Origin of the sequence: Actinoplanes xinjiangensis (assembly GCF_003148685.1) — a bacterium.
In the GTDB taxonomy this organism is placed as follows: domain Bacteria; phylum Actinomycetota; class Actinomycetes; order Mycobacteriales; family Micromonosporaceae; genus Actinoplanes; species Actinoplanes xinjiangensis.
Genome location: NZ_QGGR01000011.1, coordinates 273,565 through 300,231 on the forward strand (window position 1 = coordinate 273,565; position 26,667 = coordinate 300,231).

Below are 26,667 nucleotides of genomic sequence, written 5' to 3' on the forward strand. Positions count from 1 at the left end.
GTCACGAAAGGGCCCTCCTGTAGTTCACCGCAGTCTCACAGAGCCTACGGAGGTCGGCACCGTGACCGGGATCCCGAGATCGTGCCAGTGATGTCGGCCCCACGGACGGTGGTCGCCGCGATGTTCACCGCGAGGATGGGAGGGCGCAGGTGACGGACGAGCCAGAGGTGGCCGCCCGTACCGCTCTGCGCCAGGGGCCCGCCCTCGTCGTGTTGACCGGGCCGCCCGGCTGCGGGCGGACCACCCTGCTGCGGCGCATCGCCGCCGCCGTGCCGGGCCCCGCCCACCTCGGCGGTGGCCTGGCCATGCTCGCCGAGGTCCCGGCGCTGGCCCTGTCGCGGGCGGTGCGGGCCCGGCTGCCCGCCGACGACGTGCCCCTGCTGGCCGAGGCGGTCCGCTCCCGGGTCCGCGGTGGGCTGCTGGTCCTCGACGACCTGCAGTACGCCGACCCGGCCACCGTCGCCGCCCTGCCGCACCTGGCCCGCACCTGCCGGGTGCTGGTCGCCGTGCGGACCCCGCACCGGCTCAGCGAACCCCTGGCCGCCGCCCTGCGCGACGCCGCGACCGCCTGGCTGCCGGTGCCACCACTGACCCCCGGCGAGTCGCACGCCCTGGTCCGTAAGACCGCCGGCGGCCTCGACGAGCAGTCCACATCGGCGGTGATCGCCCGGGCCGGCGGCAACCCCCTGGCGACCATCGCGCTGGCCCGGCAGGCCGCCGCGGGCCGCGCACCGATCGGGGAGGACATCGACCAGGTGGCGTACGCGATCGCCGCCGCCCTGGCCGACCTGCCCCGGGCCGCCCGCACCGCGCTGGCCGCGCTCGGGCTGCTCGGCCGGCCCGCCGCCCCCGCCCTACTCGGTACCGGCGCCGCCGACCTGCTGGCCGCCGGCCTGGTCACCGCGGAACCCGGCGGGTCACTGCTGCCGGTGTCGGCGTACGTCGCCGAGACCGCCGCCGGCCTGCTCGACGGCCCGGCCCGCGCCGACCTGCACGCCCGGCTCGCCGAGTTGACACCACCGGCCGAAGCGGCCCGGCACCTGGCCGCCGCCGGGGACCCCGACGCGGCGTACCGCAAGGCCCTGGCCGCCGCCGACCGGGTCGCCGGCGCCGAACGGGCCGCCCTGCTGCTGTTCGCCTGCGCGCTGCCGGCCGACGTCGACCCGCGGGTACGCCTGGCCGCCGCCGACGCCGCCCTGGCCACCGGCCGCGCCACGGACGCCGCCGAGGTCCTGCGCCCGCTGGCCGCACTCGCCGGGGCCTTCCCCCGGGCGGCCGCACCCGGTCACGGCGTCGACCCGGCGGCCGGTGCACCCCCGGTGGATCCGCTGGCCCTGGAGGCGGCCGTGCTGCGCGGCGAAGCGCTGCTGCAGGCCGGTGAGCCGGGCGCCGCCCGCGACGCGGTACGCGCCGTGCCGGACACCGCCGCCGCCGGGGTCGTCGCCGCCCGCGACCGGGTCCTGCTGCTGTGTGCCCTGTCCACCGAACCGATGAGCGCCCTCGAACTCGCCGACAAAATCGCCGTCCGGCATCCGCAGCCACCGCCGGGGATCGTCGCCGCGCTGGCCGCGGTCCGGGCCACCCACCGGCTGCCCGGCTGGGACACCGCACTGCGCACCGCCGCCGGGTTCGCCGACCCGCTGATCGCCCGCTGGTCGGCGTGGCTGCTGGTCGAGCACCTGGCCGCCGAGGGCCGGCTCACCGACGCGGCCGCCGCCGCCCTGACCGCGGCAGCAGCCGCCGCCGACGCACTCGCCTACGGCTGGCAGACCCGGTTCCTGGCCGCCGCCGACTGGACCCTGGCCCTGCACGGCCCGGACGTGCCGGCCGAACTGTCCTGGGACGGCATCGAAGGGGTACTGCGCAGGGCGGCGAACCTCACCGACCGGGCCCTGCCCGACCAGGCCCGCGCCTACGCCACCGCGGCGACCGCCCTGATCGAGGCCGACACCGGCCTGCTCGCGGCCGCCCGCGCCCGGCTGGAGAACGCCCCGGCCCACCCGGCCGCCGCCTGGGTGGCCCGCGAAGCCGCCTGGCTCGACGGCCAGCCCGACCGGGCCGCGCGGACCCCCGCCGACGCCGGCACCGGTCTGCTGGCCGGCCTGCACGCGATCACCGCCCGCTGGGCCGCCTACGACCTGGGCATGCCCGGCAACGCGGCGATCCCGGTCGACCTGCCCGTCGCGGCCCGCCGCACCCTGACCGCATGGGCCGTCGGGTCCGGGCTGGACACCGCCGCCGACAGCTGGCAGCCGGTCGCCCTGCGCGAACAGATCCGCTGCCTGATCGCGGCCGGACTCACCGGCGGCGACCGTGACCAGGCCGTCGCCGCGCTGCTGCGGGCCGAGCAGCTCGCCGACACCGCCGGGCTCACCGTGCTGGCCGGCCGCGCCCGCCGCGGGCTGCGCCGGCACCAGATCCAGCGCGACAGCCGCAGCCCCCGCTCCGACGGGCGGCTCACCCGCCGCGAACTGGACGTCCTGGGCCTGGTCGCGGCGGGGGAACCGACCCGCCGCATCGCCGGGCAACTCGGCATCTCCGCCGAGACCGTCGACACCCACATCCGCGCGAGCATGCGCAAACTCGGGGCGCGTACCCGTACCGAGGCAGCGGCACTCGCCTTCGCCACCACCCCGGCAAGGCCCGAACCCTTCGACACCAGCGAGGATGGCCGGTGATACGACAGCCCGACGACGCTCCACGCCACGTAGTTGCCACCGCGGCCGAAGCAGACACCGTCCTGCGGCGGCTGGCCCGTGATGGATGGACCGCCCGGGCCGGATTCGCCCTGCCCGACCCGTCCTGGGACGTCGGCGCCGCCCACCTGCTCCTGCACGGCCGCATCGGCGACGACGACCTCGAATCAGCGCAGCTGGCGGTCCTCGCGGCCGCCCGCGGCGCCGGCGTGGTGGCCGTCTGCGACCCCGAGTCGACAGCCGGGCGTGCCCTCATCGACGACCTGTCCCGGCTCGGCCCGGTGCACCGCGGCATCGACGGCTCCGACACCATCGCCAACCTCATCCCCGAACAGCGGGCCCTGCTCGACCGGCTGGCCGCCGGCGACACCATCGCGGCCGCGGCCGCCGCCGAATTCCTGTCCCTGCGCACCGCGAACCGCCGCATCGCCGAGGCCAGAGCCCTGTTCGGGGTCCGCACCACCCGCGAAGCCGTGCTGGCCTACCTGCGCCAGCGCCAGCGTTCCCCCGACTGACCCGGCTACACCGTCCGCAGTAGAAGACAGTGCCACCACCGGTATGACGCGGGCAGCGGCCCGGTCCTCGTAGCGTCGGGCCGACGACACCGAGGAGGTCCGCACGATGCCCGCCCCGATCGACCGCCGCAGCATCCCGGTCCTGGCCGCCGCCGGCGGCTACCTGCTGCTCACCCTCACCGCCGATCTGCTCAACCCCGGGTGGAGCCCGGTCGAGACGATGGTCAGCCACTACGTGCACGCCCGGGCCGGCTGGCTGATCCCCGCCGCACTGCTCAGCCTGGCCGCCGCCGGCGCGCTACTGACCCGGCTGCTGCGCCCCACCGCCACCCCGCTCACCCGCATGCTGCTGCGGATCTGGGCACTCGCGGTCCTGGCCGGGGCACTGTTCCCCGCCGATCCGCCCGGCCGGTGGGACCAGCCGCCGACCGTCGCCGGCATGATCCACGGCCTGGCCGCAGCGGCCGCGTTCACCATCCTGCCCGTCGCGGCAATAGCCGCCACCCACACCCGGCAGCCGGTCACCCGCCCGGCGACCGTCACCGCGGCCCTGACCGTCCTGACCTACCTGCTGCTGGTGGCCGCGTTCCTCGACGTGCAGGACGGCCCGTCGCTGACCATCGGGGGATGGGACAGCCTGATCGGCCTGATCGAACGCGTGACTCTGTGGACCTACGTGGCCTGGCTGGCCGTCACCGCCGCCGGCACCCGACGCCCGGCCCCGGCGTGACAGCGCCGATGGTGGTGCTGCTCAACGGGGCCTCCTGCGCGGGCAAGACCACCCTCGGCCGGGCGGTGCAGGACCTGACCACCGAACCGATGATGCTGCTCGGCCTGGACACCTGCTTCGCGATGGTCCCGGACCGGTGGGCGGGCGGCCCGCAAGGCCCGTACCGGGACCGGGGGTTCGCCTACGACCGGCTGCCCGACGACGACGGCCACCCGATGCTGCGCATCACCTACGGCGACGTCGGCCGGCGGATGATGGCCGGCTTCCACCGGGCCGTCGCCGCCCTGCTGACCGCCGGTAACCCGGTGATCGTCGACGAGATGCTGCTCAGCGGCGAGATCCGCGACGACTGGCTGCACGTGCTGGCCCCGTGGCGGCCCCTGCGGGTCGGCGTGTTCTGCGACGACACCACCCTCGCCGCCCGGGAACAGGCCCGCGGCAGGCGGCCGGGACTGGCCCGCTGGTCGGCCCGGCACGCCCACCACGGCATGACCTACGACCTGACCGTCGACACCACCGGCACCGACCCGGCGACCGCCGCCGCCCGGGTGGCCGCCCTCGTCAGCCGGCGCTCAGGCGAAGGCGTCCAGCAACGTGGCGACCTGTAACCGCAGCACCGGCGAGTGCGCGCCGGCGACCACCACCGACACCAGGTCCCCGTCGACGGCCAGACGGACGTCGAGCGTCTCGAAGATCCCGTCCATGGTGTACGTGTACCAGCCGCCCCCACCCTCCCCGCCGCCCTGCATCGCCCGGGCCACCACGTCACGGGCCCGGTCGGCGGGACGGTGCAGGGCGTACTCGGACAGCAGATCCAGGAAGACACCCCGCTGCGCCAGCCGGATCCGCCCGTCCAGCTCCGTACCCACCGTCTCCGGCCACCCCTGCTCCTCCTCCTGCTCCTCGCCGTCGGGGTCCGGCTGCAGGCCCCCGCTGACGGCGTGCCGGTCGTCGAACCCGAGACGCACGTCGGCCCACAGGTCCAGACGGCGGATCGCGGAAACGGGATCGTAGGCGGCGGTGGGCAACTGCGGGACGCGTTTACGGCCCTGCTCGTCGAGACGGTAGGGGACGTCGAACGCCGACCGCCACTGCTGCACGGCCGAACCGAAACGCTGCTGCGCCGCGGCAGCGCCCAGGTGCAGGTACCGGCCGATGTCAGCCCAGGAACTACCGCGTTCACGTTCGTAGACCACCGCGGCGGTGACGAGCCGGTCCGCGTGACCGGCGACCGCCGCGGCCTCACTGACCCGGCCGCCGGCGCCGCAGAACTCGTCGTAGCGGGTGACCGCCAGACCCGCCGCGGCATCGGACAGTCCGCGGGCCTGATCGCAGAGCACCAGACGGGCCAGGGCGCGGCGCGAGAACCGGGCACGGTCATCGTCGTACGGCGTTGCGGTAGTCATCGACGCAGCGTCGCACATCAGCCGGATGACGGATTCCCGGGTCAGCAGCATCCGTGCCCCGGCGTGGCCGGCGGACCGATTCGGATGCGGCACCGGACCCGGATCCTGAAAGGCATGGCAGTCATCGAGGTCACGGACCTCCGCAAGCGGTACGGGGATCTGACGGTGCTGGACGGGGTGTCGTTCACCGTCGAGCAGGGCGAGATCTTCGGCATCCTCGGCCCCAACGGTGCCGGCAAGACCACCGCCGTGGAATGCGTGCAGGGCCTGCGCCGGCCCGACGGCGGGACGATCAGGGTCCTCGGACTCGACCCGGCCGAACACCGGCGCACCCTGTGCGAGCAGGTCGGCGTGCAACTGCAGGACACCCGGCTGCCGGACAACCTGAAGGTGTGGGAGGCGCTGGACCTGTACGCCTCGTTCTACCCGCGACCCGCCGACTGGCGGCAGCTGCTGGAGCAATGCGGGCTGCACGACAGACGCGACACCCGGTTCGGCAAGCTGTCCGGTGGGCAGAAGCAGCGGCTGTTCATCGCGCTGGCGTTGGTGGGCAACCCGCGGGTGGCGTTCCTGGACGAGCTGACCACCGGCCTGGACCCGCAGGCCCGCCGCACCACCTGGGCCCTGATCGAGCAGATCCGCACGACCGGGGTGACCGTGGTCCTGGTCAGCCACTTCATGGACGAGGTCGAGGAACTGTGCGACCGCGCCGCCATCGTCGACCGGGGCCGCATCGTCGCGCTGGACACGCCGGCCGGCATCGTCGACGCGATCGACGCCGACCACGCGATGCGGTTCACCCTCACCGCCGGTGACCCCGCCGACCTGGCCGCCCTGCCCGGAGTGAGCAGGGTGACCCGGACCGGGGACCGCGTCGTCGTGACCGGCCGCGGCGACTTCGCCACCACCGTCACCGCCGCACTCGCCCGCCACCACATGCCGGTCAGCGACCTGCGTATCGACAAGCGCACTCTCGACGACGCGTTCGTCGCCCTGACCGGCCGGCCCCTCGACCCACAGGAGTCACGATCATGACGAAACTCGCCGTCGTCGAGGTGAAACTGCTGACCAGGGAACCCGGGGCGATCTTCGCGCTGCTGATCCCGCTGTTCATCCTGGTGGTGTTCGGCAGTTCCATTCCACCGGGCGACACCGTCCTGCTGCCGACGGCGGTGGCCATCGCCGTGGCAATGGTCGGGCTGTACCTGCTGCCGACGACCCTGGCCACCTACCGCGAGCGGGGCATCCTGCGGCGGATGTCGACCACACCGGTCCGCCCGGCGAACCTGCTCGCCGTCCAGGTCGCCCTCCAGTCGGTGCTGGCACTGACCACCTGCGCACTGCTGATCGCCGTCGCCGGTACCGTCCTGGACGCGCACCTGCCCACCGCCGTCGGTACGGTCGCGGTGACGCTGCTGCTCGGCACCGCCGCCATGTTCGCCGTCGGCCTGCTCATCGCCGCGCTGGCCCGCAACGGCCGCACCGCCAACGGCGTCGGAGTGCTGCTGTACTTCCCGATGGCCTACCTCGCCGGGCTCATGCAGCCCACCAGCCAGATGCCGCCCCTGCTGGCCCGCATCGGCGAATACACGCCGCTGGGCGCGTTCCGGCAGAGCATGCACCAGGTGTGGGCCGACACCACACCCAACCCGGTCCTGCTCGCGATCCTCGTTGCCTACGCTGTCGCGATCAGCGCCGTGGCGGCCAGGTTCTTTCGCTGGGAGTGAGCATGACCGACCGGCTGGAACGGTGGGAGCGGCTCCAACAGCGGCAGCTGGCGGCCACACCGTACGTGCTGCTGGCAGTCTCCGTCGCCCTGAGCCTGGTGGCGGGGGAGCGGCCCTGGCCGATGCTCGCGATGGCCGCCGCCGCGGCCGGCTGGCTGCGGCTGGTGCCACGCGGCCCGGCCCACGTCGCCGGGCTGATCGCGCTGATCGCTCTGCTGTGCACCCAGGGAACGTGGTTCGCGGCGTTCTTCGGTTTCGTCGGCTACCTGCACTCGTGGTGGTACCTGCGCGGCCACTGGCGCCTGCTCGGGGTGGCCGCCACCGCGGCGATCAGCGTCACCGCCTACAGCGGCGGACCACCCGAGGCCACCGTGCCCGGCATCCTGACGTTCCTGTTCTTCACCGCGACGATCGTCGGCGGCGTCGCGATGTTCAGCTTCTTCGGTGAGATCACCCTGGAACGCAACGCCGAACGCACCCACATGGTGCAGCAGCTGCAGGCCACCATGCGCGAGAACGCCGGCCTGCACGCCCAACTGCTGGTCCAGGCCCGCGAGGCGGGCGTCCTGGACGAGCGGCAGCGCATGGCGGCCGAGATCCACGACACCCTCGGCCAGGGCCTGACCGGCATCATCACCCAGCTGCAGGCGGCCCGGCGCGGCGAGGACTGGCAACGGCACGTGGACATCGCGATCCGGCTGGCCCGCGACAGCCTCGCCGAGGCCCGCCGCTCGGTACACGCGGTCGGCCCGGGACACCTGGCGACCACACCGCTGGACCAGGCGCTGCGGGCAGTCGTCACCGAATGGGGCGACCGCAACGAGACGACCGCCGAGTTCACCGTGACTGGTACGGTCCGGCCCATGCACCCGGAGATCGAGCAGACGCTGCTGCGTACCGCGCAGGAGGCCCTGGCCAACGCGGCCCGGCACGCCGGCGCGTCCCGGGTCGGGCTCACCCTGTCGTACATGGAGGACGTCACCACCCTGGACGTACGCGACGACGGCACCGGATTCGACCCCGCCCGCGCCGGCGACGCAGGCGGCTTCGGCCTCACCGCGATGCGCCGGCGCGTGGACCGCCTCGCCGGCACCCTGGAGATCGAGTCGGCGCCCGGCGCCGGTACCGCGATCTCGGCGAGCGTCCCGGCGGTGACCCGTGACTGACCCACCGATCCGGCTGCTCATCGTCGACGACCATCCCATCGTCCGCGGCGGCCTCCGCGGGATGTTCCACGGCGACCCCCGGTTCGAGGTCGTGGGCGAGGCCGCCGACGGCGCGCAGGCCGTCGACCTCGCCCGCGCCCTGGCCCCGGACGTGATCCTGATGGACCTGCGGATGCCCGCCATGGACGGCGTCACCGCGATCAAGGAACTCGCCAGAGTGGGTGTCACCGCCCGCGTCCTGGTCCTGACCACCTACGACACCGACCGTGACGTGCTGCCCGCCATCGAGGCCGGCGCCACCGGATACCTGCTCAAAGACACCGACCGCGACGAACTCGTGCACGCCATCCGCACCGCCGCCCGCGGTGAGGCGGTGCTGTCGCCGTCGGTCGCCACCCGGCTGCTCGGTCAGGTCCGCACCCCGGTCGACGCGCTCAGCGCCCGGGAACTGGAGGTCCTGACCCTCATCGCGGACGGCGCCACCAACCGCGAGGCCGCCGCGAAACTGTTCATCAGCGAGGCCACCGTGAAAAGCCACATGCTGCACATCTACACCAAACTCGGCGTCAACGACCGGGCCGCGGCCGTCGCCGAGGCGTTCCGCCGGGGCCTGCTCACCCTCGACCGCCGCTGACGGCCCCCGGCCCCCGCACGGCCACAGACCCGCAACCGGCCGGGAAACCGCAGGTGAGCACCGGGTGTCGCGCCGGCATGCGATCATTCGAGACCTCATGGAGACCTCACCTGTCTGGCGGGTGCCACGACTGTGGCTGTTCCTGCTCGCCGCCGCCCGGATCCTGGTGTTCACGCTGGCCCGGCTCCGCGTGTACGGCGGGCTGCCCGCGCAGCTCACCGGCGGTCCGGTGATCCTGGCGACCAATCATGTGAGCCCGTTCGACCCGATCATCATCATGGCGGCCTGCCACCGGGCCGGGATCGCGCCACGGTTCATGGCCACCGGCGGCGTGTTCCGCACACCGGTCATCGGGACGATCATGCGGCACTGCGGGCACATCCGCGTCGACCGCAACACCGCCCACGTCGCCGACGCACTGCCGGCCGCCGCGAAAGCCCTCGCCGCGAACTCGGCGGTCCTGGTCTACCCGGAGGGCCGCATCGGCCTGGACCCGTGGATGTGGCCGGAACGCGGCAAGACCGGCACCGCACGGATGGCGCAGATGTCCGGGGCCCCCGTCCTGCCGGTCGCCCAGTGGGGCACCCACGCGATCCTGCCCTGGCAGGCCCCGAAACGAGCCGGCCGGGCCCTGCTGCGGGCCCTGCTGACCCGCCCGGTGGTCCAGGTCCGCTTCGCCGACCAGCCGGTCGACCTGAGCCCCGCCCACGTCGGCACCCCCGGCGCGCAGACCCTGCACGCCACCCGCCTGATCATGGACGCTATCGACGAGACCCTGACACCGTTGCGCCGCGACGAGATGCAGATGCCACGGGTGATCGACGCGTCCCGGCCGCACGACCTGTCCCGTGTCCGCCCCCGCCAGCGGTGACCAGCACCTTCTCGAACGCCAACTGGTTGTACGGGATGTCGCTGTACCCGCCGATGTCGTCGTAACCGGCCGCGCGATACAACGCCAGCGCCTCGGCCAGCAGCGGATGCGTACCCAGCCGCACCGTGGTGATCCCCTGATTGGCGGCGTCGACCTCCAGCCGGCCCAGCAACTTACGGCCCAGACCCAGCCCCCGCGCCTCCGGCGCCACCCACAGATGCCGGATCTCGGCGACCCCCGGCCCGAGCCGGATCCACAACCCGCACCCGACCGGCACCCCCTCCTCGACGGCCAGCAACTGCGCCCCCGTCACATCCTCCGGCCGGGTCAGAGTCGACGCGTCGAAGCCCTCCGGAAACATCGCATCCAGCTCGGCGGCGTACCGCGCCAGACAGCCCCGCGCCACCGGCGACGCCGCCGGCACCGCCTCCACGATCACCGCGGCGGCCCGCAGCACCCGCCGGATCTCCTCCTGCGCACCGATCAACCGCATCCGCTGCCCGGCGGTCAGCTCCCCGAGCAACGCGGCGATCCCGGCGTTCGAGCGCGCCTCCAACTCCGCGCGTTCGCGCCGCCCGGCGTGGGTCAGCTCGGCGACCTCGTCACCGACGTGCACCAGACCCTGATCGGCGAGATCCTGAAGCTGCCGGTGCAGATAGCCCGGATCCAGATCCAGACGCTCCCGCAGCTGCGACAACCGACCACCGTCACCGATCTCGAACAGCAGCCGCGCCTGCCCGAACGGCCGCTCCCGGCCGAGGAACCGATCGGTCAGCATCCCCAGCCGCTGGGTGTAATAGCGGTTGAAATCGCGCACCCGCGCTATCTGCTCGACCTCCACCAGCCGATGCTAGAACGTCCTCTGAGCGGAGTCAGACAATTGAACCTGCCCGGCTACAGCCACCGCACCTACGTCGACGGGCCGACCGTGGTCAAACAGTTCCTCGGCCCCCAGGCCGCGCTGCGCTGCGCCACCGAACGAGCAGCCCTCACCGACCTGGCCGGGCGCCTACCCGTGCCACGGCTACTGGACGCCGACGACACCATGCTGCGCACCGCCCTCGTCGCCGGCACCCACGGACAACACCTGATCGAGAACGGCCACGCCGCGCCGGTGCTGGACTCCTGCGGACGGATGCTGCGCCACCTGCAACAGCAGATACCGGGACTCGTACACGGCGACTTCGGGCCCAACAACCTGCTGTTCGACCCCGGCACCTTCACCGTCACCGCCATCGTCGACTGGGAGTGGGCCCACACCGGCGAGACCATCGAGGACCTCGCCTGGACGGAATGGATCGTGCGCCGCCACCACCGCGACGACACCGGGGCCCTGACACACCTGTTCACCGCCTACGGCAGCACACCCCCGTGGCCCGCCCGGCAGGCCGCCTGCCTGGCCAGATGCCGCGCCCTCCGCGACCGGCCCGGCAACGACCCGGCCGACGCCGCCCACTGGGACCGCAACATCACAATCACCGCCGGGTGGACCGAACACTGACCGTACGCACATCCGCCGCTTCACCAGCCCTCGGACAGGATCAGCAGACCCAGCCCGACCAGCACCACCGGCAGCAGCACATGCCCCCACCGGCTCAACGCCCGCGCCACCACCGGCCGGGTCGCCAAGAACCGGCCCATCGCCACCCACACCGCCACCAGCAGCAGGAACACCACCACGTACCCGCTCATGCCGGCCGCCCCGGCGGTGGCGAACACCGGCACGTACACCCCGATGTTGTCCCCGCCGTTGGCGAACGTCACCGCCGCCAGACCCAGCACCCCGGCCCACTCCACACCGGCACCGGCACCGTCGTCGTCGTGGCGGGCCCGCCACACCTGCCACCCCGCCCGCAACCCCAGAACGACCGGGAGCAGCCCCAGCCACGGCAGCACCGCCGCCGGCAGCAACCTCGCCCCCAACGCGGCCGCCAACGCCACCGCCAGAATCCCGGCGAACCCCAGATACTGGCCCACGGCGACGTCCCGCACCAGGTGCGGCCGCCCGGCACCGCGCGCGAAGAACAGCGCCAGGATCACGATGTCGTCGATGTTGGTGACCGCGAACAACACGACGGCCTGACCGATGATGCCCACCGCCGAAGGATCTCAAGGGGATGGACACCGCAGAAAACCGGGACGCCCCCACCACCGGTGACCCACGCTGAGCCGCATGATCACACGTTTCCTGCCCGCCGCACTCGCCGTGACCTGCGCGCTCACCACCGCCGTGACCGGACCCGCCCACGCCGACCCGCACACCCCGGCGACACTCAGCCCCGCCCAGCGCAAGGTCCTCATCGACGCCACCCGCCGGTTCAAAGACGTCGACGTGGCCCTGGCCGCCGGATACCTGCCCACCGACCTGTGCGTCCCCGGCATGGGCTGGCACTACGTCCACCCGGGCCTGGCCGCCGACACCGCGATCGACCCGGTCCGGCCCGAAGTGCTGCTCTACGTCCCCGGCCCGCACGACAGCATCCGCCTGGTCGGCATCGAATACTTCCAAGCCGACGCCGACGGCGAACTCAAGACCACCACCGACCGGCCCACCCTGTTCGGCCACCCCTTCGACGGACCGATGACCGGCCACGAGGTCCCCGCCGGCGCCCCACCCATGCCGGTCCACTACGACCTGCACGTCTGGCTCTACCTGACCAACCCGGCCGGGCAACTCGCCCCCCTGAACAAGCGGATCATCTGCCCGTGAACCCGCCCGGGTGTTCCCGGCCACCACCACCGCCGGCCACCCCACACCCACCCCACCGGCCCGCTACCCTCGAAAACGGCCCGTGACCACGGACGCCCCGGACGAGTTGCGTGTCGTACCCGGCCTGACAAGACGACCGCCTTCGAGGTGATCCGTCATGGCCTGGCTCGTCCTGATCCTCTCCGGCCTGTGCGAGACCGTCTGGGCGATCGCCCTGGACCGCAGCACAGGCTTCACCCGCGCCGTACCGACCGCCGTCTTCGGCGTCGCCCTGCTCCTGAGCATGGCCGGCCTCGGCTACGCGCTGCGCACCATCCCGGTCGGCACCGGATACGCCGTCTGGGTCGGCATCGGCGTGGTCGGCACCGCCCTGGTCGGCATGATCGCCCTCAACGAACCGGCGAACCTGCCCCGCATCATCTGCCTGCTCCTGGTCCTCACCGGCGTCGCCGGGCTCAAATACTTCCACTGAGCCCGGCCCCCAGGTGGTACGTCAGCCCGCCTCGCCCAACTCGGCCAGGCGGGCCTCCACCTCGGCCAACTCCGCCCGCAACCGCTGCGCCTGCTGCTCGGCCTCCGCCCGCTCCGCCGCCATGATCTGCTCGACCGCCTCCTGCACACCCGGCATGTCGACCAACGACACCATCCGCAACGCCTCAGCCGGACGGATCACATAGGGCCGCGCCAGCGCCTTGGCACCCTGATTGGCCGCGATCGTCCACTCGCCCTCACCGTAGGCCAACGTCACCGTCAGACTCGGCCCCGGCTTCGCCTTCACCGGCCGAGCCGCCTTACGCGGAGCCGTCACCGGCACCTCCTCCTCACTCTTACGCTGCTCCTCACTCCTGCGCGGAGCGGGCGGCTTCACCGGCACCGGCTTGTCGATCAGAAACTCCGGACCCGACAACACCGGCTCGACCGGCTCCACCGGCACCGGCGCCACCTTCTTCGGCACCGGACCCTTCGGAGCGATCCGCAGATCACCGGGGGAGAAGGGCAGCTCGTCCCGACCGAACTTCACCACCACCCACTCATCGGAGACCGCCGGATCCTCCAGAGCAACCACCTGCCCGACCTGCCCGGAGATCTGCCCCGCCGACTCGGTGAACTGCACCCGCGGCTTACGCCCGGCCGCCAAAGCATCCCGGATCTGCTGCAACTCGTCCGCCGTCAGCCCATTGGCCTGCACGCCTGCCGCCGTCATCACCCCACCACCTTCGTACGTCTGTATGAGAGCGGGTTCTTTCTACCAGCACCCACCGACAACAACCGCACACCACACCGAAGTGATCATGTCGAGAGCGGCCGACGCCCGGTCACGCAATACTCGCGCCCCAACGGATCCCGCAACGTCGTCCAATCACCCGGCACCCGCCGCACCACCTCGGCACCGCAGCCCACATGCCGCGCCACCTCGGCATCCACATCCGTACACGCGAAATCCACATGCACCCCCGCCGCCGCACCGCCGACCCGCTGCAACAACAACCGCAGCCCCATCCCCGCCGGCCGCTGCAGATACGAGAACTCCGGCAGATCAGTCGCCCGCACCGGCCACCCCGTCACCGCCGACCAGAACTCCACCTCCGGCTCATACACCGCCGCCGGAACATCCAGACACAACTGATCCACCACACTGTCGCCCCCGGCCGGCCGGACCCGCTCGCCCTGCCACGACACCAGGCAGAACACGATCCCCGCCGGCGAGCGCAACACCAGCACATCCCCGAGATCGGCGACCGCATCCGCCCCCAACCCCATCACCCGCTCCGCAGCGGCCCCGATGTCATCGACATGCAGATCCAGATGCGCCCGCGCCGGACCCTCCCCGACCACCTGCACCCGCAGACACGCATCCCCCCGCCCCGGCACCAACGTCGCGAACCGCCCCCCGGCCCGCCGCGACGACAACGACCACCCCGTCACCGCCTCCCAGAACGGCTCCGCCTCCCGCGACGGCGAATCCAGAAACCCCGTCACCCACCGAACGATCACGACCCCACCCACCCCTTCCGCCACCTCACCCGGGCACCACACCGCACGCAACGACGCCTCCCACCACCCGGACACGTCACCCACCAGCACCGACCGCGCCGTCACACCGCAAACGCATTCTGAAACGCCACCCCCGACGCCGCAGCGATCCGCTCGGTCGACAACTGCTCCAGATCCTCGACCCGCTTCGCCTTCCACACCTTGGCCGCGACACTGACCAGCACCAGGCCCGACCATCGCCCGCTCCGGCAACCCCACATTCGTGAACCCGCGATAGTACGGCCACCCGCCCCCGCACCCGCCTCGCCGCGATATGGCCAAGAGGTGAGGTGGCGGGGGAGAGCCGAACTCACCCCACCGACCAACCCGACACCGCCGCCCACTGCTCAGCCACCACCGCCACCAGATCCACCACCGGATCCTTCACATCCGTATACCGGCCCAGGTCCTCCGCCACCGCCGCCGCCAACGCCACCTTGAACGCCGCATACGCCGGCACCGCCCCCGGATGCGCCCGAAACCAATCCCGGAACAACAACGCCAACCGCTCATTCGGCGAACCCACCACCCGGCAATGCAGATTCACCGGCTCCACCACACCCGGCCCCCGCAGACACCAGAACCGCTTCACCCACAACTGCGGCACATCACCACACCCCGCCGGCACATGGTCACGCTCATACGGCAACCGAACAAACCCCAAACCCGCCAGCGCCCCATCGAAGACAGCCGCCGCCACCTCCAGATCCACCACACTCACCTGCACATCCAGAACCGGCTTCGCCGCCATCCCCGGCACCGCCGTACTCCCGATGTGCTCCACCCGCACCGCCAACGGCCCCAGAACCTCCCGCAACCGCTGCACCCACGCCACCCCACGACCCGCCCACCCCGGATCAGGCAACGAAACAAACACCATCGAACCCCCTCGCTGGTACGAGCACCCGCCGCGGCAAAGATAGGGGAGAGCCCCAGCCAGACGCCCACCCACAACGGCCACCCCCCACTTTCCGTGCCCGTGCCCTGAACGACCGGTAGGGCGAAGGCCACCGGCGGCGCGGACCCCGAGCTCCGCGCATAGGTGCCCGCCCGGCCGAACAGGGCCGGGGGAGACGCGCAAGGTCCAATGCCGCTTCAACGACCGGCCCGCCACAGCAAGACCCGGGCCGACACCCCACAAGCACCGCGACGAAAGCCGCCCGGCCACCCGCCGGCCGGACCTACGCTGATCCGGTGGCGGCGATACTCGCGGGGCCGGCCTGGTCAGAACGCACACCACTGGCCGCCGACACCGGAAATCAACCGCTCGGCGTCGAAGCCGCCACCCTCGCCAACGCCGCACGCCTGATCCCCGCCGTCGCCGGCGCGGCCGTACACCCCCGATACATGCTGCTCCACGCACTCCTGGCCGCATCCGGCCCGGCCACCGGCCCCGACGAACTACCGGCCGCACACCTACGGATCCGGCGCGCCGAAGTGGTACTCGGCGCCGTGACACGACGACACGCCCACACCGATCCGACACGCCATCACGGCCCGGTCCGCATCCCCGCCCCCCACGGCGACCGGCTGATCGGCGACCTCACCAGCGGCCTAGACGTGACAGCCACCGCCGGACGGTACGCGGCCCGCGCCGCCGGCTTCCTCGACACCTACCGCGGCAGCGAACAGGCCATCGGCCTCCTGCACCCGGTCAGCGGCACCACCAGCCTAGCCAGGATCGCGCCGTTCATCGACGGCCGTCCAGGCCCTGCGGGCCAGCGCGGGTCGGCGTGCCCGGCGAAGTCCTGGGGCTGGCACATGTGACCGCCGGTGGCGTCGAGGATCGGTGATCGCGGTGTGCCGCAGCGAATGCGGGCTCAATGAGATCGTCGCGGTCAGGCCGGCGCGGCGGGCAGGCGTCGGATCGGTCGGTACACGTACAGCTCGTAGATCCTCAGGCCGGACAGCGTCCGGAACAGCGGCCCTTCGGCGGGCTACCGCGCTCGGCAGAACGGTCAGAACGATCGGTAGATGCCTTCGCCGAAAACTGACGGCGGTGCCGTGTAGCGGAGCACTCGCATTGTGCTGTCGTAGCGGTCGTGAACCGGAAGGGCCTGCCACGCCAAGGGCGTTGCCGTCAGCGGCCAGAGGCGAGGAATCTCGTCGGCGGGCGGCAGATGGCCCACGGTCATCGGGTAGGGCAGACGGACCACCACTGCGACGATATCGGCGATCCGGACATGGGTCACCAACGTGCGCTCCGCGATCGAGGTCTGTGTCTCGATACTCATCCCGATGGGCATCACCAAGCCGCCACAGAAGCCTTGGACCCAATCCACGAGGCCGTTCTGCTGCCGTACCCGGAACAGATCCACGGCGAATGATGCGGGAATCCCATATGCCAGCCCATGCCGGTCCTCCTCGGGGACGAGGAGCCGATAAGGCTGGGTCACGTTGAGGTTCACCACCACCTTGATCAGCCAGCGGGCCAAGACCTCCGCGGTGTCGGCCGCAATAACACCGGTACTCGTCGAGCCCAGCAGAACCCGCTGGGCGCCGGCGTCGAGGCTGCTCATCCACCCGTTGTTACATGTGGCGCAGACCTGCCCGTTTACGTGACTCGACAGCGGGCGAGGACCCCGCTCGGATACCACCGCTCCACCTAAAGGCAAACTGATCCTATGCGGGTGAACCATTTCTTTCTGTGCCCCGTAGCTCCGCAGGAGCCACTGCGGAAAAATGTGTTCCTTGGTTCTTTTTCCGCTGGTCACAGGACAGAACCAGCAGAAGGGCTCAATCTCGCGAACCCGCGCAGCCCGTAGCCCGCCGGAGCGAATGAGGTTTCTGTCAAACGCCCGGATCTTTCCGCTCACCAGGACATTCTATGAGCCCCGCCGTATCAGGCTGTGCGGGGCACCAGGCAGGTCATCGGCGAGCAGGCCCGGGCCTTCCCCGTCGAGGGCTGACCCTCGGCTACGGCTGGCGCAGGACAGCGGTCGGCCGTCACGCCTTGGCGTCGGGATCCCCGAACCGGCCTGCGAGCAGGTAGGCGCCGTGATTGTCGAGCTGGTCGCGGCGCCGGTCGTAGCGGCGGGTGGTGCGCGGGTCGGCGTGCCCGGCGAAGTCCTGGGCCCGGCGCAGGTCGCCGCCGGTGGCGTCGAGGATCTCGGTGATCGCGGTGTGCCGAAGTGAATGCGGGCTCAGAGCATCGGCCGACGCGAGCCCAGCGCGGCGAGCCAACCGGCGAATCAGCCGGTACACGTACAGCTCGTAGATCCTCAGGCCGGACGGCGTCAGGAACAGCGGCCCCTCGGCCGGGCTGCCGCGCTCGGAGAGCATCTCGTCGATGGCGTGGGCGAGGATCGGTGGCAGCGGAACCCGCCGGCGGCGGCCGCCCTTGACCGTCAGGTTCAGTACCCGGTGGCCGCGGTCGCTGCCGAGGTCCTCGATCAGCGCGCTGATTACCGAGCCGACCCGCAACCCGGCGACCAGTAGCAGCAGGAGCAGCGCGTAGCTGGTCAGCGAATCCGCGCGGGCCTCGGCGAGCAGTCGGTCGGCTTCCGGGCGGTCGAGGCCGACGGTGGTGCTCTCGTCCGGATCGACCCGGGGCCGGGCGGCGGCTTGCGCCGGGTTGTACCGGATCAGCGGTTCCGGGTCGGCGGCGGTGTTGACGACCAGGTACTCGTACCAGGACGCTACGGCGGACAGCCGGCGCGCGATGGTGGATTCGGCGGCGGGCTTGCCGCGGGCGCCGGTGGCGCGTTGCTCGACGATCCACGCATCGAGGTCGGCCGGGCGGGCGGTCAGCGGGTTGCGGCCGGTGGCCGCGCACCACTCACCCCACTGCCACAGGTCCCGCCGGTACGCGGTGCGAGTGTGCACGGACCGCTGCCGGCTCAGCCACATGGTGGTCAGTTCCGCGAGTCGGGTCGGTGCCGGAACCACTACCGTCGGCGCCCAGGCTGGCTCAGCTACGACGAGTTCGCCGCCGGTAGCGGCGTCGCGCGTCATGCCGGCACCTTCTCGGTGCGATACTGCTGCACACCCGTGTGGAGGGCTGGATCATCGCTGGTGAGCAGGCGGCGTGCCGTCGTCTCGGGTTCGCGGCTGAGCCGGCAGGCAACGTAGGCCAACAGAGTCCGGCGGGCGGCGGTGAGTTGCCCGGTCTCTATCTGCTCTGCGATCTGGTCGCTCAAGAGGCCGTCGCGCAGAGGGATCAGAATCCGGCACAGCGACCTCGCGATCCAGGACGAGGCGCTGACCAGCGCGGCCAGGGCATCAGCTCGGTCTTGGAAGTCGAATTCGTGTGCTGCGCCGACGGGTGTGGGGCCAAGTGGTGCGGCGGTGAGCAGCCGTCGGACGCCCGGATTGCTGTGTTCGCCGCGTTCGGCGATCGCCGCCTTCGCTTCGGCGGCCACAACACCGGGATCGAGTCCGGCAACAGTTGCCGTCACCCGAAGCCATCCGGTACGGACGCTGTCCGGTGTCTCGGCCAGAGCCGATCCCAAGCCGCCCACGGTCGCGCCAGCGAAGTCGATGAGCGTGAATAAGGTGCACAGTTGCGGCAGTCGCCACCGCTGGTTCGCGGTCAGTCCACGGCCGTCGGTGTCGGCGAGGGCGGCGGCGTTCTGCAGCAACGTCAGCTCCGCAGTCGGGAACTGGTCGACGTGGTAGGGCTTGAACGACGCGGCGATCTGCTCACCGAGTGCCTGCATGCTGCGGAACTGCCGAGGCTGGTGGCCGTGGCTGATCAGCGCTTCCTCGACCTCCTCCGCCATGCCGAGGGTCCCGCGTCCGGTGAGCTCGACGATGGGCGTGATCAGGTCCGTGCCGAGTTCGTGCAGGTGAGCGACCGCGTCGATACCGACCTGGATGTGCCCGGGCAGCGGCTCCGGCGATGCGGTGCCGGGCAGTTCGGGAGCCAGCGGCAGGAGAAGTGCGCTACGCACCGACTGTGCCTGGTGCGAGTTGAGGTGGGCGCCGTCGGCTGCGGCATCGGCCAGTGCGATCAATGCGGCGGCCACGGTCTGCTGCTCCGCAGTGACGGTCAGCCAGTTCGTAGTCACAGTGCGGTGGTCGCGCAGCGCGGCCGGCACGCGCAGGCCCGCGATCTGCCGTGCATAGGTCCAGGCGTCGGCGGGCCCTCCGGTGTCCGGGTCCGTGATCTGCTGCGATGCACTACCGGCGGAGGTCACCCCGGCAGCTGCCGGGGCGAGCCGATCGATCAGTGTGCTGAGTGCGCCGTGGTCGGCGGCGGCGCCGTGCCGCACGATCGTCGCCGCGATCAGCGCCGAGGCTTCGGTGCTGCGGTCGGCGGTGAGAAGAACGCCGATTACCCGTGGGTCCGCCTCGCCGGCCAGAATCAGCGCGACATGCTGGTCGGCGTCCGCGACGGCGCCGTCTACCCACGCGGTCAGCTCGTCGGCGGTGAGCCAGGCGATGGCCATGGCCGCGCCGATCTCGGCGAAGACCCGGCTGCGTGCGGCGATGGTGCCGTCCGCCGCTGTGACGAAAACGCCGACGTTCTGGTCCCAGAACCGCAAGATGTGCCCAGCCAAGGCGGTTGCCGCGGCCGGCGCGCGAACGCCCCACCGCGACGCCAGCATGCTCGTGATCTCGGCTGTCGCGGCGGTCCCGGGAACCGGCGCGCCCGGGGCCAGGAGGCGCCCGAGGGCAGCGAAGCCATCCAGTAGTTGATCCGGATCGGGCTGTTGGGCGTGCCCGGCGTCGGTCTTCGGCCGGTTGTCCTCCCACTGCAGCACGCTGTCCCGAACGGCGGTCAGCAGGAGATGTGCCCGTCCCTGTTCCAGCGTGGTGCCGACGTCGGTGGAGTTCGCGGCGACGATCGTCATCAGGGTGGCCAGCAGTGGGACCTTGATGATGTCGGGATGGTCGCGGCGGGCGATCCGCAGCCGTTCGGCCCGGGTGGCGACCCAGGCGGGCTGGTACTGCGACGCGATGTCCCTGATCTGAGCGATGTGCTCCAGCAGCCGATGCAACGCCTCACCTAGGTTACGGGGAGTCGTCAGCTCGACCGCGATCAGACCGAGCCGTCTGCTGGCCTCGACACCGATGGCCCGCGTCGCCAGCAGGACACCGACGTCGTCCGGCAGCCGGGCGAGCACCTCGACGAGGCCATCGGCGAGGACCGGGCGCAGCCGGCCGCACTCGTCGAAGCCGTCGAGCAGGAGAACGGCATGCCCATCGCGGCAGGCCCTCTCCAGCGCCGCCGCCGCAGCGGAGCGCTGCTCGGCGGGAGTGATGCTCGCGGCCACCTCGCACAGCACGCTCAGAGTGACGTCGCGGGAGTGTGCGCACCGTCCTAGCAGCTTTGGCAGCTCCACCAGGACCGGTGTCGGAGCGGCATCGTCGGCGGACCAGTGAGCCGCGATCTGTTCCAGCGCGGTCGTCTTACCCATTCCCGGGAGTGCGGTCAGCAGCAGCCGGGGCCAGCGGCGCGCGATTGCCAGCAGCGCAGCGGGTTTGGCCCGCCGGTTTCCTTGCGGCGGGATGGCAACCCGCAGCCCGTCGGCGAGTTGCGGGACCGTCAGCACCCGTAGATCCTCTTCGCCCAGTAGGCCCAAGCTGATCTGATCGGCTGCGGCGGCGAGGATGTCCTGGTACGCCTCCAGAGCGATCTGCCGGGCGTATTCCTCCGATCCCGGTGTTCCAGGTGTGGCGACCAGGGGAATCTTGGCCTCGCGCAGGATGTCGATCCAACCGCCGAGGTCGCTGGCGTTAGCCAGACTCGCCTGAGTGTGGAAAGCCTCCGCCAGGGCGCCCACGGCGGCAAGGCCGTGCCCGGGAGCCACGACGCCGGTTTCCAACAGGGCGGCCGCCAGCTCCCAACCATCGTCACCCGGCCCCATCACCTTCACCTGCAGCACGAAGGCGGCGTCGAGTACCCGGCGCTGGACAGCAGTGTCACCGGATTTCTTCGCGATCTTGTTCTTCAGCGCGGTGAGCGCCTTGGCGGTGTTCACGAGCAGGGGTGTGCCCGGCGAGCCGCGGTGACCTTTCACCGCGGCCGGCAGCTGTTCGACCTCCTTGCTGTCGAACCGGTTGACCGCCAACGCGAGAACATCGCCAGGGAGTAGCTGGGTCTCCTGGTCGACCCAGCCCTGCACAGTTTTGCCGAGGTTTTTCTCGTCGTTGCCGGTGGCGTGCTTCGCGGAGATGAACATCCGGGCGCCGGTGCTGGCGGTGCAGGTGATGTCGTCGGTGTAATCGCCTGTCTCGAACGCCAGCCGCTGCGGCACGAACGTGGTGGCGTCGCCGAGCGCGATCCTGCGGCCGGCAAGTCCATGTGCCGCCAGGAACGCCGCGAGGCCTTTACGGTGCACGCTGCCTAGTTCGTTGCCGACACCGCCGCGGTCCGTGCGCATCGCGTTGCTGCTCGCCTTCGCTTTCGTCACACCTGGAGTATAAGGGTCATTATCTTACGCATTCGAGCGCAGGTTGTTCGTGGTTACGAAACCCCTGATACTCGTTGGAGTTACTCAGAAAAGAATGCGCACGCGTGTGCGATACGGTGTGGCGCGTGAATCCTGACGCGCCCACAGGCGCTTCCGTGTCCGCGGGCCGCCGCGGCGTGCAGATCACCTTCCCGCCCGGCAGCGTCCCAACTGCCGACATCATCCCGGCGTTCCCTGTTCGGCGATGCGGCTACTCCCAGTGCGGCAACGAGCTGACCTATGACGGCAAGGGCCGGCCACCGGAGTACTGCCCGGACCGACGCTGGCCCGGCAACAAGACGTGCCGGCAACTGGCCGCCACCGAACGCGAGGGTATCCGCGCCGCCGGCCTGGACGCCGTCCTGGACGAGTACACCGCGACCACCGACCGGCTCCTGAGCGCCGCCCGCCCGCTCGCTGAGCACCTCAACGCGGTCCTGACAACGGTCGGCGAGGTCCGGTCCGGCGCGCTGACCCGCATCGGCGAAGCCGAACGTCAGGTGGCCGAGGCCCTGGAGCGGGCCGCCGAGGCTGACCGCGTCGCGCAGGCCGCCCGCGCGGAGGAGGCCCGCGCGGCGGGCGCGGCGGCCGCCGCCCAGGCCCAGGCCGAACAGGTGGAGGCCCGGATGCTCGAAGTCCGCGCGGACGCGGAGAATCAGGTCGCCGCAGCCACCCACCGCCTGGCCGCGGTGGAACGCCAACACGGCCAGGCGGTGGCCGCGCAACGGACCGCGGAGAGCAACCAGCGGGCCGCCGAGCTGCGCAGCGTGAAAGCGATCGCCGAGGCCACCCTGCTCCGCAAGCAGGCCGAACAGGCCGAGTCCGAGATCGCCAAGCTGCGCAACCAGGTACAGGCCGCCGACAACGACCGCCGGATGCTGACCCAGCGAATCAAAGACCTGACCCAGCGCAACACCGACATGACCGACCAACAGCGCACGAGCGCCGAGCGGGAGAAGAAACTCGACACGGTCGTCGCCGCGCTGCGCGAGGAGAACACCGCCCTCAACACCCGCCTCAACGACGCCCGGGTCACGGTTGCGGCCGCTGACGCGCGCGCCGAGGCCGCTGAAGCCCGCTACACCGAACTGCTCACCGTACTGTCCGACCCGGCGCGACGCGGCGCCGCACCGAAAGGCCCGACCGCATGACCCCCACGGCGCCGCCCGCCTCGACCCGGCCGCTGTGGCTGGCCGTATTCGTACTCGCTGCCACCGTCACCGGAACCGCCGCCGGAATACTCGCCTTCGCCGGTGGCACGAACATCCCGCTGTCGGTGGTCGCCGGCGGGACCGCCTTCGGTGGCTCACTGGCACTGCTCCTCGCACTCGCGCACTTCATGCGGGCAGCGGGCAACTGATGGCCGGCCCTCACCCGGCCACGCCGGCCTCCGATCACGGCGGGACACGATGACCTCATCCCCGCAGCAGCCATCGGTGCGTTACCGGCACGGCGGCGACAACACGGTCCTGCGTGCCATGCTGTTCGAGCAGTGGCGGCTGCATGCAACAGCGCGGGGGAGTGGTGCAGCATCCGAGGCATGACGCGTTCGCCTCCAAGCCTGGCCCGGCCACATCGGCGCATCGGGGGCCATCCGCAGCGGCGGGTCGCTGTCAGGTGGACAGCGCCATGAAGGGCCACCGGTAGCGGTCGGGTTGTCAGGAATGCTGCCGGCGCGATTTCCCCGCAGGATCGTTCCTGGAGAACTACTGACCCCGTGGCGCCGCCGGGAACGGCGCTGATCGGCTGATATTTCTCAGGTCGATAATCGGCATTATGTCAACTTAACTCGGGAAGGGGTCCCGGCCGCCCTTCCCTGAAGCGCCCCGCCGTGCAGTAACCGGACTGACGAAGGTTCGCCGAGGCGGTCGCTGCACGGCGTCGTGGCCCGTCACTCAACGGTGCCCTGCGCGGCGGTCGCGAGAGTCAGGCGCGTGAAGAGCCACAGCGGATCTGCGCAAGCGACGGCTCGTGAATCCGGGTGCGTCGTTGGGCGGCTGCTCGTGGAGGCTCTGACGTCCCGTGCCCCAGTGGGCCTCGATCCAGCCATCACGGCGCTGGTGAAAGGGTGTCCCCTGGGTGGGAGCCGGTGAGGTTTGCCGGTTGAGGGTGGGCACGCCGTGGCCACCGGGCTGGCGGGTTTCGGCGACGGATGCCGGCGCGTGGCGGCTCGGCGTGAATCGGACATGCAGTTCATTACGGGCACGACTGTTATTGATCATGCTTGGACCAGGGCGAACGTCTCAAAGTCGTGCATAATATGCCTTATGCAGCATGTGTCAATCCCTGAGTTGATCGACGAGTTTCTGGCGGCGCGGGCCACGCGGAAACCCTCGGTGCACACGCTGGCGGCGTACCGTCGCGATCTGCATCTGGTGGTCCAGCTCGCCGAACCCGCCCCGCTCACGGTGAGTGACCTCTCCCCTCGCGTCCTGCGGGGTGCCTTCGCCCGGTTCGCGGCGTCCCGCTCCCCCGCAAGCGTCTCGCGGGCCTGGTCGTCGTGGAATGCGTTCTTCACGTTCCTGGTCACGGAGCAGGTGATTCCGGGCAATCCGATGTCGGCGGTGGACAAGCCGCGCGCGACGGCGCTGGTGCCGAAGCCGTTGCGGGGTGAGGACACGCCGGAGCTGTTGTTGCGGGCGGTCAGTACGAAGGATGACACGCAGCGTGATCCGTGGCCGGAGCGGGATGTGGTGGTGCTGGCGCTGGCGCTGTGTGCGGGGTTGCGGTTGTCGGAGATGTTGGCGTTGCGGGTGGGTTCGGTGAGTGGGCGTCCGGGTGAGCGGCGGGTGGAGGTGGCCGGTAAGGGTGGGCGGCCGCGGACGGTGCCGATCGAGGCGGGGCTGGATGCGGCGGTGGGGCGTTATCTGGACAGCCGGCGGGTGCGGTTCGGGCGGGTGGCGGCGACCGCTCCCCTGCTGGTGGATCGGCGGGGGGTGGCGTTGCAGCGGGGTGGTCTGCAGTATCTGGTGCGGTCGTGTTACCGGCGGGCGGGTGTGGGTGACCGGGTGCCGCGGGGTGCGCAGTTGCATGCGTTGCGGCATACGTTCGCGACGCGGTTGGCGGAGGACGGGGCGAACGCGTCGGAGATCATGCGGTTGTTGGGGCATGCGTCGTTGGCGACGTCGCAGTCGTATATCGAGGTGACGGCGGAGCAGCAGCGTGCGGCGGTTCAGGCGAACCGGACGAATCGGGTGTTGAGTGAGCTGGGATGACACCGGTCTGCCAGAATCCGCAGGTATGAGTGAAGAGAAGTTCGACCGGCGGTCGCTGTTCGGGCGGTTGCTGCTGGTGGCCGGGGGTGTGGCGACGTTGACGACGTTGTCGGGCTGTCCGGGTGGCGATCAGGGCGACGATGACGACGACGGTGGCGAGGACGACGACGATTGAGTACGGATCCGGGTACGGATGACGGCCACTCCCCTGCGGTGGGAGTGGCCGTCGTCGTTGCGGGGTGACTTCGGTCTATCGGTGAGGTCGATACCGATGGACCGTTTTCGTCGACTTCGGTAGCTGTTGGCGCCCGGGTGGGGGCGGGCAGGCTGGGCGGCATGCGGGTGGTGGCGTTGTGGGTGCTGGCGACGTGGTGCGCCGAGTGTGTGTGGGGTGGTTTCACGGTCGTGGACTATCCGTTGGTGGCGTTGTTCCTGGGGCCGTTGTACGGCAGTGTCGCGGTGCTGATCCGGGAGGTGGCGCGGCGGCGTGGTGGTGGCTGGCCGGTGATGGTGCTGTTGGCGGCGGCGTTCGGGGTGGTGCAGGCGGGGCTGGTGGATCAGAGCCTGTTCGATCGGGCGGCGCTTGCGGGGACGGAGTTCGCGGAGTGGAACCGGGCTGCCGAGGCGACGTGGGTGCCGGGTCTGGGGTTCAGTGCCGAGCAGTTGTTCGAGTGGGTGCGTAACCATGTGTGGCTGAGTGTGTGTGCGCCGATCGCGGTGGTGGAGGCGTGTTCGGCGCCGGCGGTGCGGCGGGTGCCGTGGTTGTCGCGGCGGGGTGTGGTGGGGCTGGTGGTGCTGTATGTGCTGGGCAGTGTGGTGAATTGGTCGGGTTCGGGCCGGGTGGTGTCGTCGGTGCAGGTGGCGGCGGTGCTGGTGGTCGCGGCGGGTCTGGTGGCTGCGGCGTTGTGGACCTGTCCCCCGGCGCGGCCGGAGTCGGTGTCGCGGGTGGGTCCGCTGGTTCTGGGTGTGCTGGTGCTGGTGGTGGAGTTGGGTGCCTGGTTCTTCGGTGGGGGTTGGCTGGGGCTGGGTCTGCGGGTGGTGGCGTTGCTGCTGGTGGTGGTTCTGGCGGTGCGGTGGGCGCGGTCGGGGCGGCATGTGGTGGCGGTGTGGGGCGCCGGGTTGGTGTCGGCGGCGGTGGGGGCGTTTCTGGCTCCGCCGTATGAGGCGGCGGAGCCGTGGCTGATGGTGGTCAGTGATGTGTTCGGGGCGGTGCTGGTGGCGGGGTTGCTGGTGGTGGCGTGGCGGCGGTCGGGCTCTGTGCGTGTCGCCCTGCGGTGATGACTGCTCCCCCGCGTCGCCGCGGCGCCGGGTCGCTCGTGTTCCGATGCGTACCGGGACTGCTCGCGGGCTCCGGGGCCGGTTATAGAGCCTGTTTCTGATCTATATAGCGGTGGTTGTGGTACGGGCGTGGCGGCGGGTCATCTGAAGGATTGCCGCCCAGTAGATAATGGTTTCGTGGTGTTCGGGTAGGCGTTCGTAGTCGCGGGCGCAGCGGCGTCGGCGGGTGAGCCAGGCGAAGGTACGTTCGACGACCCAGCGGCGGGGTAGGACCTGGAACCCTTTGCC

The 26,667-nt window shown here is 71.2% G+C and carries 29 protein-coding genes and 1 riboswitch; of the genes, 18 read left to right on the forward strand and 11 right to left on the reverse strand.

Annotated elements, in window-relative coordinates; translation table 11 throughout:
* Positions 1-149 precede the first annotated feature (149 nt).
* The 4 genes from BC793_RS25300 (at position 150) to BC793_RS25315 (ending at position 4,549) form a co-directional block, all read left to right on the forward strand.
* A complete protein-coding gene (locus BC793_RS25300; protein ID WP_109596373.1) occupies positions 150-2,678 on the forward strand; it encodes a LuxR C-terminal-related transcriptional regulator in 2,529 nt (842 codons plus the stop codon).
* Positions 2,675-3,211 carry a LuxR family transcriptional regulator gene (locus tag BC793_RS25305; RefSeq protein WP_239170321.1) on the forward strand — a complete coding sequence of 179 codons (537 nt, stop codon included), beginning with the start codon at positions 2,675-2,677 and terminating at the stop codon, positions 3,209-3,211. The genes BC793_RS25300 and BC793_RS25305 overlap by 4 nt, the downstream gene beginning before the upstream one ends.
* Positions 3,212-3,317: 106 nt before the next feature.
* Positions 3,318-3,941, forward strand: coding sequence for a DUF998 domain-containing protein (locus BC793_RS25310; RefSeq protein ID WP_109596375.1), 624 nt, complete (start codon positions 3,318-3,320; stop codon positions 3,939-3,941).
* On the forward strand, positions 3,938-4,549 hold the full coding sequence (locus tag BC793_RS25315) for a chloramphenicol phosphotransferase CPT family protein (RefSeq protein ID WP_158319357.1): 612 nt from the start codon (positions 3,938-3,940) through the stop codon (positions 4,547-4,549). The genes BC793_RS25310 and BC793_RS25315 overlap by 4 nt, the downstream gene beginning before the upstream one ends.
* Here the strand turns inward: BC793_RS25315 and BC793_RS25320 are convergent.
* Complete coding sequence (locus BC793_RS25320) at positions 4,514-5,347, reverse strand: hypothetical protein (RefSeq protein ID WP_239170320.1); 834 nt, start codon at positions 5,345-5,347, stop codon at positions 4,514-4,516. The genes BC793_RS25315 and BC793_RS25320 overlap by 36 nt on opposite strands.
* Before the next feature lie 114 nt (positions 5,348-5,461).
* Between BC793_RS25320 and BC793_RS25325 the strand changes: the two genes are divergently transcribed.
* The 5 genes from BC793_RS25325 (at position 5,462) to BC793_RS25345 (ending at position 9,745) form a co-directional block, all read left to right on the forward strand.
* The gene (locus tag BC793_RS25325; RefSeq protein WP_109596473.1) at positions 5,462-6,382 is read left to right on the forward strand and encodes an ABC transporter ATP-binding protein; all 921 of its coding nucleotides are present in this window, start codon (positions 5,462-5,464) and stop codon (positions 6,380-6,382) included.
* Positions 6,379-7,074: an ABC transporter permease gene (locus tag BC793_RS25330; RefSeq protein ID WP_109596379.1), complete on the forward strand. Its 696-nt coding sequence runs from the start codon at positions 6,379-6,381 to the stop codon at positions 7,072-7,074. Before BC793_RS25325 ends, BC793_RS25330 begins: the two co-directional genes overlap by 4 nt.
* A gap of 2 nt (positions 7,075-7,076) precedes the next feature.
* Positions 7,077-8,240: a sensor histidine kinase gene (locus tag BC793_RS25335; protein WP_109596381.1), complete on the forward strand. Its 1,164-nt coding sequence runs from the start codon at positions 7,077-7,079 to the stop codon at positions 8,238-8,240.
* Complete coding sequence (locus tag BC793_RS25340) at positions 8,233-8,874, forward strand: response regulator (RefSeq protein ID WP_109596383.1); 642 nt, start codon at positions 8,233-8,235, stop codon at positions 8,872-8,874. The genes BC793_RS25335 and BC793_RS25340 overlap by 8 nt, the downstream gene beginning before the upstream one ends.
* A 97-nt stretch (positions 8,875-8,971) precedes the next feature.
* A complete protein-coding gene (locus tag BC793_RS25345; protein WP_109596385.1) occupies positions 8,972-9,745 on the forward strand; it encodes a lysophospholipid acyltransferase family protein in 774 nt (257 codons plus the stop codon).
* On the opposite strand, the gene BC793_RS25350 is transcribed toward BC793_RS25345, so the two are convergent.
* Positions 9,636-10,586, reverse strand: a complete 951-nt coding sequence (locus tag BC793_RS25350; protein WP_239170319.1) for a MarR family winged helix-turn-helix transcriptional regulator — start codon at positions 10,584-10,586, stop codon at positions 9,636-9,638. The two genes, BC793_RS25345 and BC793_RS25350, sit on opposite strands and share 110 nt — an antisense overlap.
* Before the next feature lie 39 nt (positions 10,587-10,625).
* On the opposite strand from BC793_RS25350, the gene BC793_RS25355 reads away from it, so the two are divergent.
* A complete protein-coding gene (locus tag BC793_RS25355; RefSeq protein WP_158319358.1) occupies positions 10,626-11,246 on the forward strand; it encodes a phosphotransferase in 621 nt (206 codons plus the stop codon).
* Positions 11,247-11,266: 20 nt separating this feature from the next.
* Here BC793_RS25355 and BC793_RS25360 read toward each other — a convergent pair whose 3' ends face one another.
* On the reverse strand, positions 11,267-11,842 hold the full coding sequence (locus tag BC793_RS25360; protein WP_239170318.1) for a cadmium resistance transporter: 576 nt from the start codon (positions 11,840-11,842) through the stop codon (positions 11,267-11,269).
* Positions 11,843-11,918: 76 nt separating this feature from the next.
* Here BC793_RS25360 and BC793_RS25365 point away from each other — a divergent pair, with 76 nt between their 5' ends.
* Together BC793_RS25365 and BC793_RS25370 are read left to right on the forward strand one after the other, a co-directional pair.
* The gene (locus tag BC793_RS25365; protein WP_109596389.1) at positions 11,919-12,455 is read left to right on the forward strand and encodes a hypothetical protein; all 537 of its coding nucleotides are present in this window, start codon (positions 11,919-11,921) and stop codon (positions 12,453-12,455) included.
* A 73-nt stretch (positions 12,456-12,528) separates the two neighbouring features.
* Positions 12,529-12,598: riboswitch (guanidine-III (ykkC-III) riboswitch) on the forward strand.
* Between the two features lie 14 nt (positions 12,599-12,612).
* On the forward strand, positions 12,613-12,927 hold the full coding sequence (locus BC793_RS25370; protein ID WP_109596391.1) for a DMT family transporter: 315 nt from the start codon (positions 12,613-12,615) through the stop codon (positions 12,925-12,927).
* Positions 12,928-12,948: 21 nt separating this feature from the next.
* On the opposite strand, the gene BC793_RS25375 is transcribed toward BC793_RS25370, so the two are convergent.
* From BC793_RS25375 to BC793_RS25390, 4 genes are all read right to left on the reverse strand, one after another.
* Positions 12,949-13,659 carry a hypothetical protein gene (locus BC793_RS25375; protein ID WP_203896366.1) on the reverse strand — a complete coding sequence of 237 codons (711 nt, stop codon included), beginning with the start codon at positions 13,657-13,659 and terminating at the stop codon, positions 12,949-12,951.
* 86 nt (positions 13,660-13,745) lie between these two features.
* Positions 13,746-14,450 (reverse strand): VOC family protein, encoded by a 705-nt coding sequence (locus BC793_RS25380; RefSeq protein ID WP_109596480.1) that lies wholly within the window; start codon positions 14,448-14,450, stop codon positions 13,746-13,748.
* Between the two features lie 101 nt (positions 14,451-14,551).
* Complete coding sequence (locus BC793_RS52390; protein ID WP_275416254.1) at positions 14,552-14,674, reverse strand: hypothetical protein; 123 nt, start codon at positions 14,672-14,674, stop codon at positions 14,552-14,554.
* Positions 14,675-14,799: 125 nt separating this feature from the next.
* Positions 14,800-15,369 (reverse strand): GrpB family protein, encoded by a 570-nt coding sequence (locus tag BC793_RS25390; protein WP_109596393.1) that lies wholly within the window; start codon positions 15,367-15,369, stop codon positions 14,800-14,802.
* Between the two features lie 314 nt (positions 15,370-15,683).
* Between BC793_RS25390 and BC793_RS25395 the strand changes: the two genes are divergently transcribed.
* On the forward strand, positions 15,684-16,256 hold the full coding sequence (locus BC793_RS25395; RefSeq protein WP_109596396.1) for a hypothetical protein: 573 nt from the start codon (positions 15,684-15,686) through the stop codon (positions 16,254-16,256).
* A gap of 191 nt (positions 16,257-16,447) precedes the next feature.
* Here BC793_RS25395 and BC793_RS25400 read toward each other — a convergent pair whose 3' ends face one another.
* The 3 genes from BC793_RS25400 to BC793_RS25410 form a co-directional block, all read right to left on the reverse strand.
* The gene (locus BC793_RS25400) at positions 16,448-17,008 is read right to left on the reverse strand and encodes a hypothetical protein (protein WP_109596398.1); all 561 of its coding nucleotides are present in this window, start codon (positions 17,006-17,008) and stop codon (positions 16,448-16,450) included.
* A 427-nt stretch (positions 17,009-17,435) separates the two neighbouring features.
* A complete protein-coding gene (locus tag BC793_RS25405; protein ID WP_109596400.1) occupies positions 17,436-18,443 on the reverse strand; it encodes a tyrosine-type recombinase/integrase in 1,008 nt (335 codons plus the stop codon).
* Entirely contained in the window at positions 18,440-21,847 is a 3,408-nt protein-coding gene (locus BC793_RS25410) for an NACHT domain-containing protein (protein ID WP_109596402.1), read from the reverse strand. Before BC793_RS25410 ends, BC793_RS25405 begins: the two co-directional genes overlap by 4 nt.
* 125 nt (positions 21,848-21,972) lie before the next feature.
* On the opposite strand from BC793_RS25410, the gene BC793_RS25415 reads away from it, so the two are divergent.
* The 5 genes from BC793_RS25415 to BC793_RS25430 all read left to right on the forward strand — a co-directional run bounded on the left by BC793_RS25415 (position 21,973) and on the right by BC793_RS25430 (position 26,379).
* Positions 21,973-23,037 (forward strand): hypothetical protein, encoded by a 1,065-nt coding sequence (locus BC793_RS25415; RefSeq protein WP_146246438.1) that lies wholly within the window; start codon positions 21,973-21,975, stop codon positions 23,035-23,037.
* Positions 23,034-23,246, forward strand: coding sequence for a hypothetical protein (locus BC793_RS25420; RefSeq protein WP_109596406.1), 213 nt, complete (start codon positions 23,034-23,036; stop codon positions 23,244-23,246). The genes BC793_RS25415 and BC793_RS25420 overlap by 4 nt, the downstream gene beginning before the upstream one ends.
* Positions 23,247-24,153: 907 nt before the next feature.
* Positions 24,154-25,101 (forward strand): tyrosine-type recombinase/integrase, encoded by a 948-nt coding sequence (locus tag BC793_RS25425; RefSeq protein WP_203896370.1) that lies wholly within the window; start codon positions 24,154-24,156, stop codon positions 25,099-25,101.
* A 25-nt stretch (positions 25,102-25,126) separates the two neighbouring features.
* Positions 25,127-25,276 carry a hypothetical protein gene (locus BC793_RS49735; RefSeq protein WP_158319359.1) on the forward strand — a complete coding sequence of 50 codons (150 nt, stop codon included), beginning with the start codon at positions 25,127-25,129 and terminating at the stop codon, positions 25,274-25,276.
* Between the two features lie 161 nt (positions 25,277-25,437).
* Positions 25,438-26,379 (forward strand): hypothetical protein, encoded by a 942-nt coding sequence (locus BC793_RS25430; RefSeq protein WP_109596410.1) that lies wholly within the window; start codon positions 25,438-25,440, stop codon positions 26,377-26,379.
* 102 nt (positions 26,380-26,481) lie between these two features.
* On the opposite strand, the gene BC793_RS51570 is transcribed toward BC793_RS25430, so the two are convergent.
* The coding region (locus BC793_RS51570) for a transposase (protein ID WP_249037390.1) at positions 26,482-26,667 on the reverse strand (186 nt) is incomplete at its 5' end.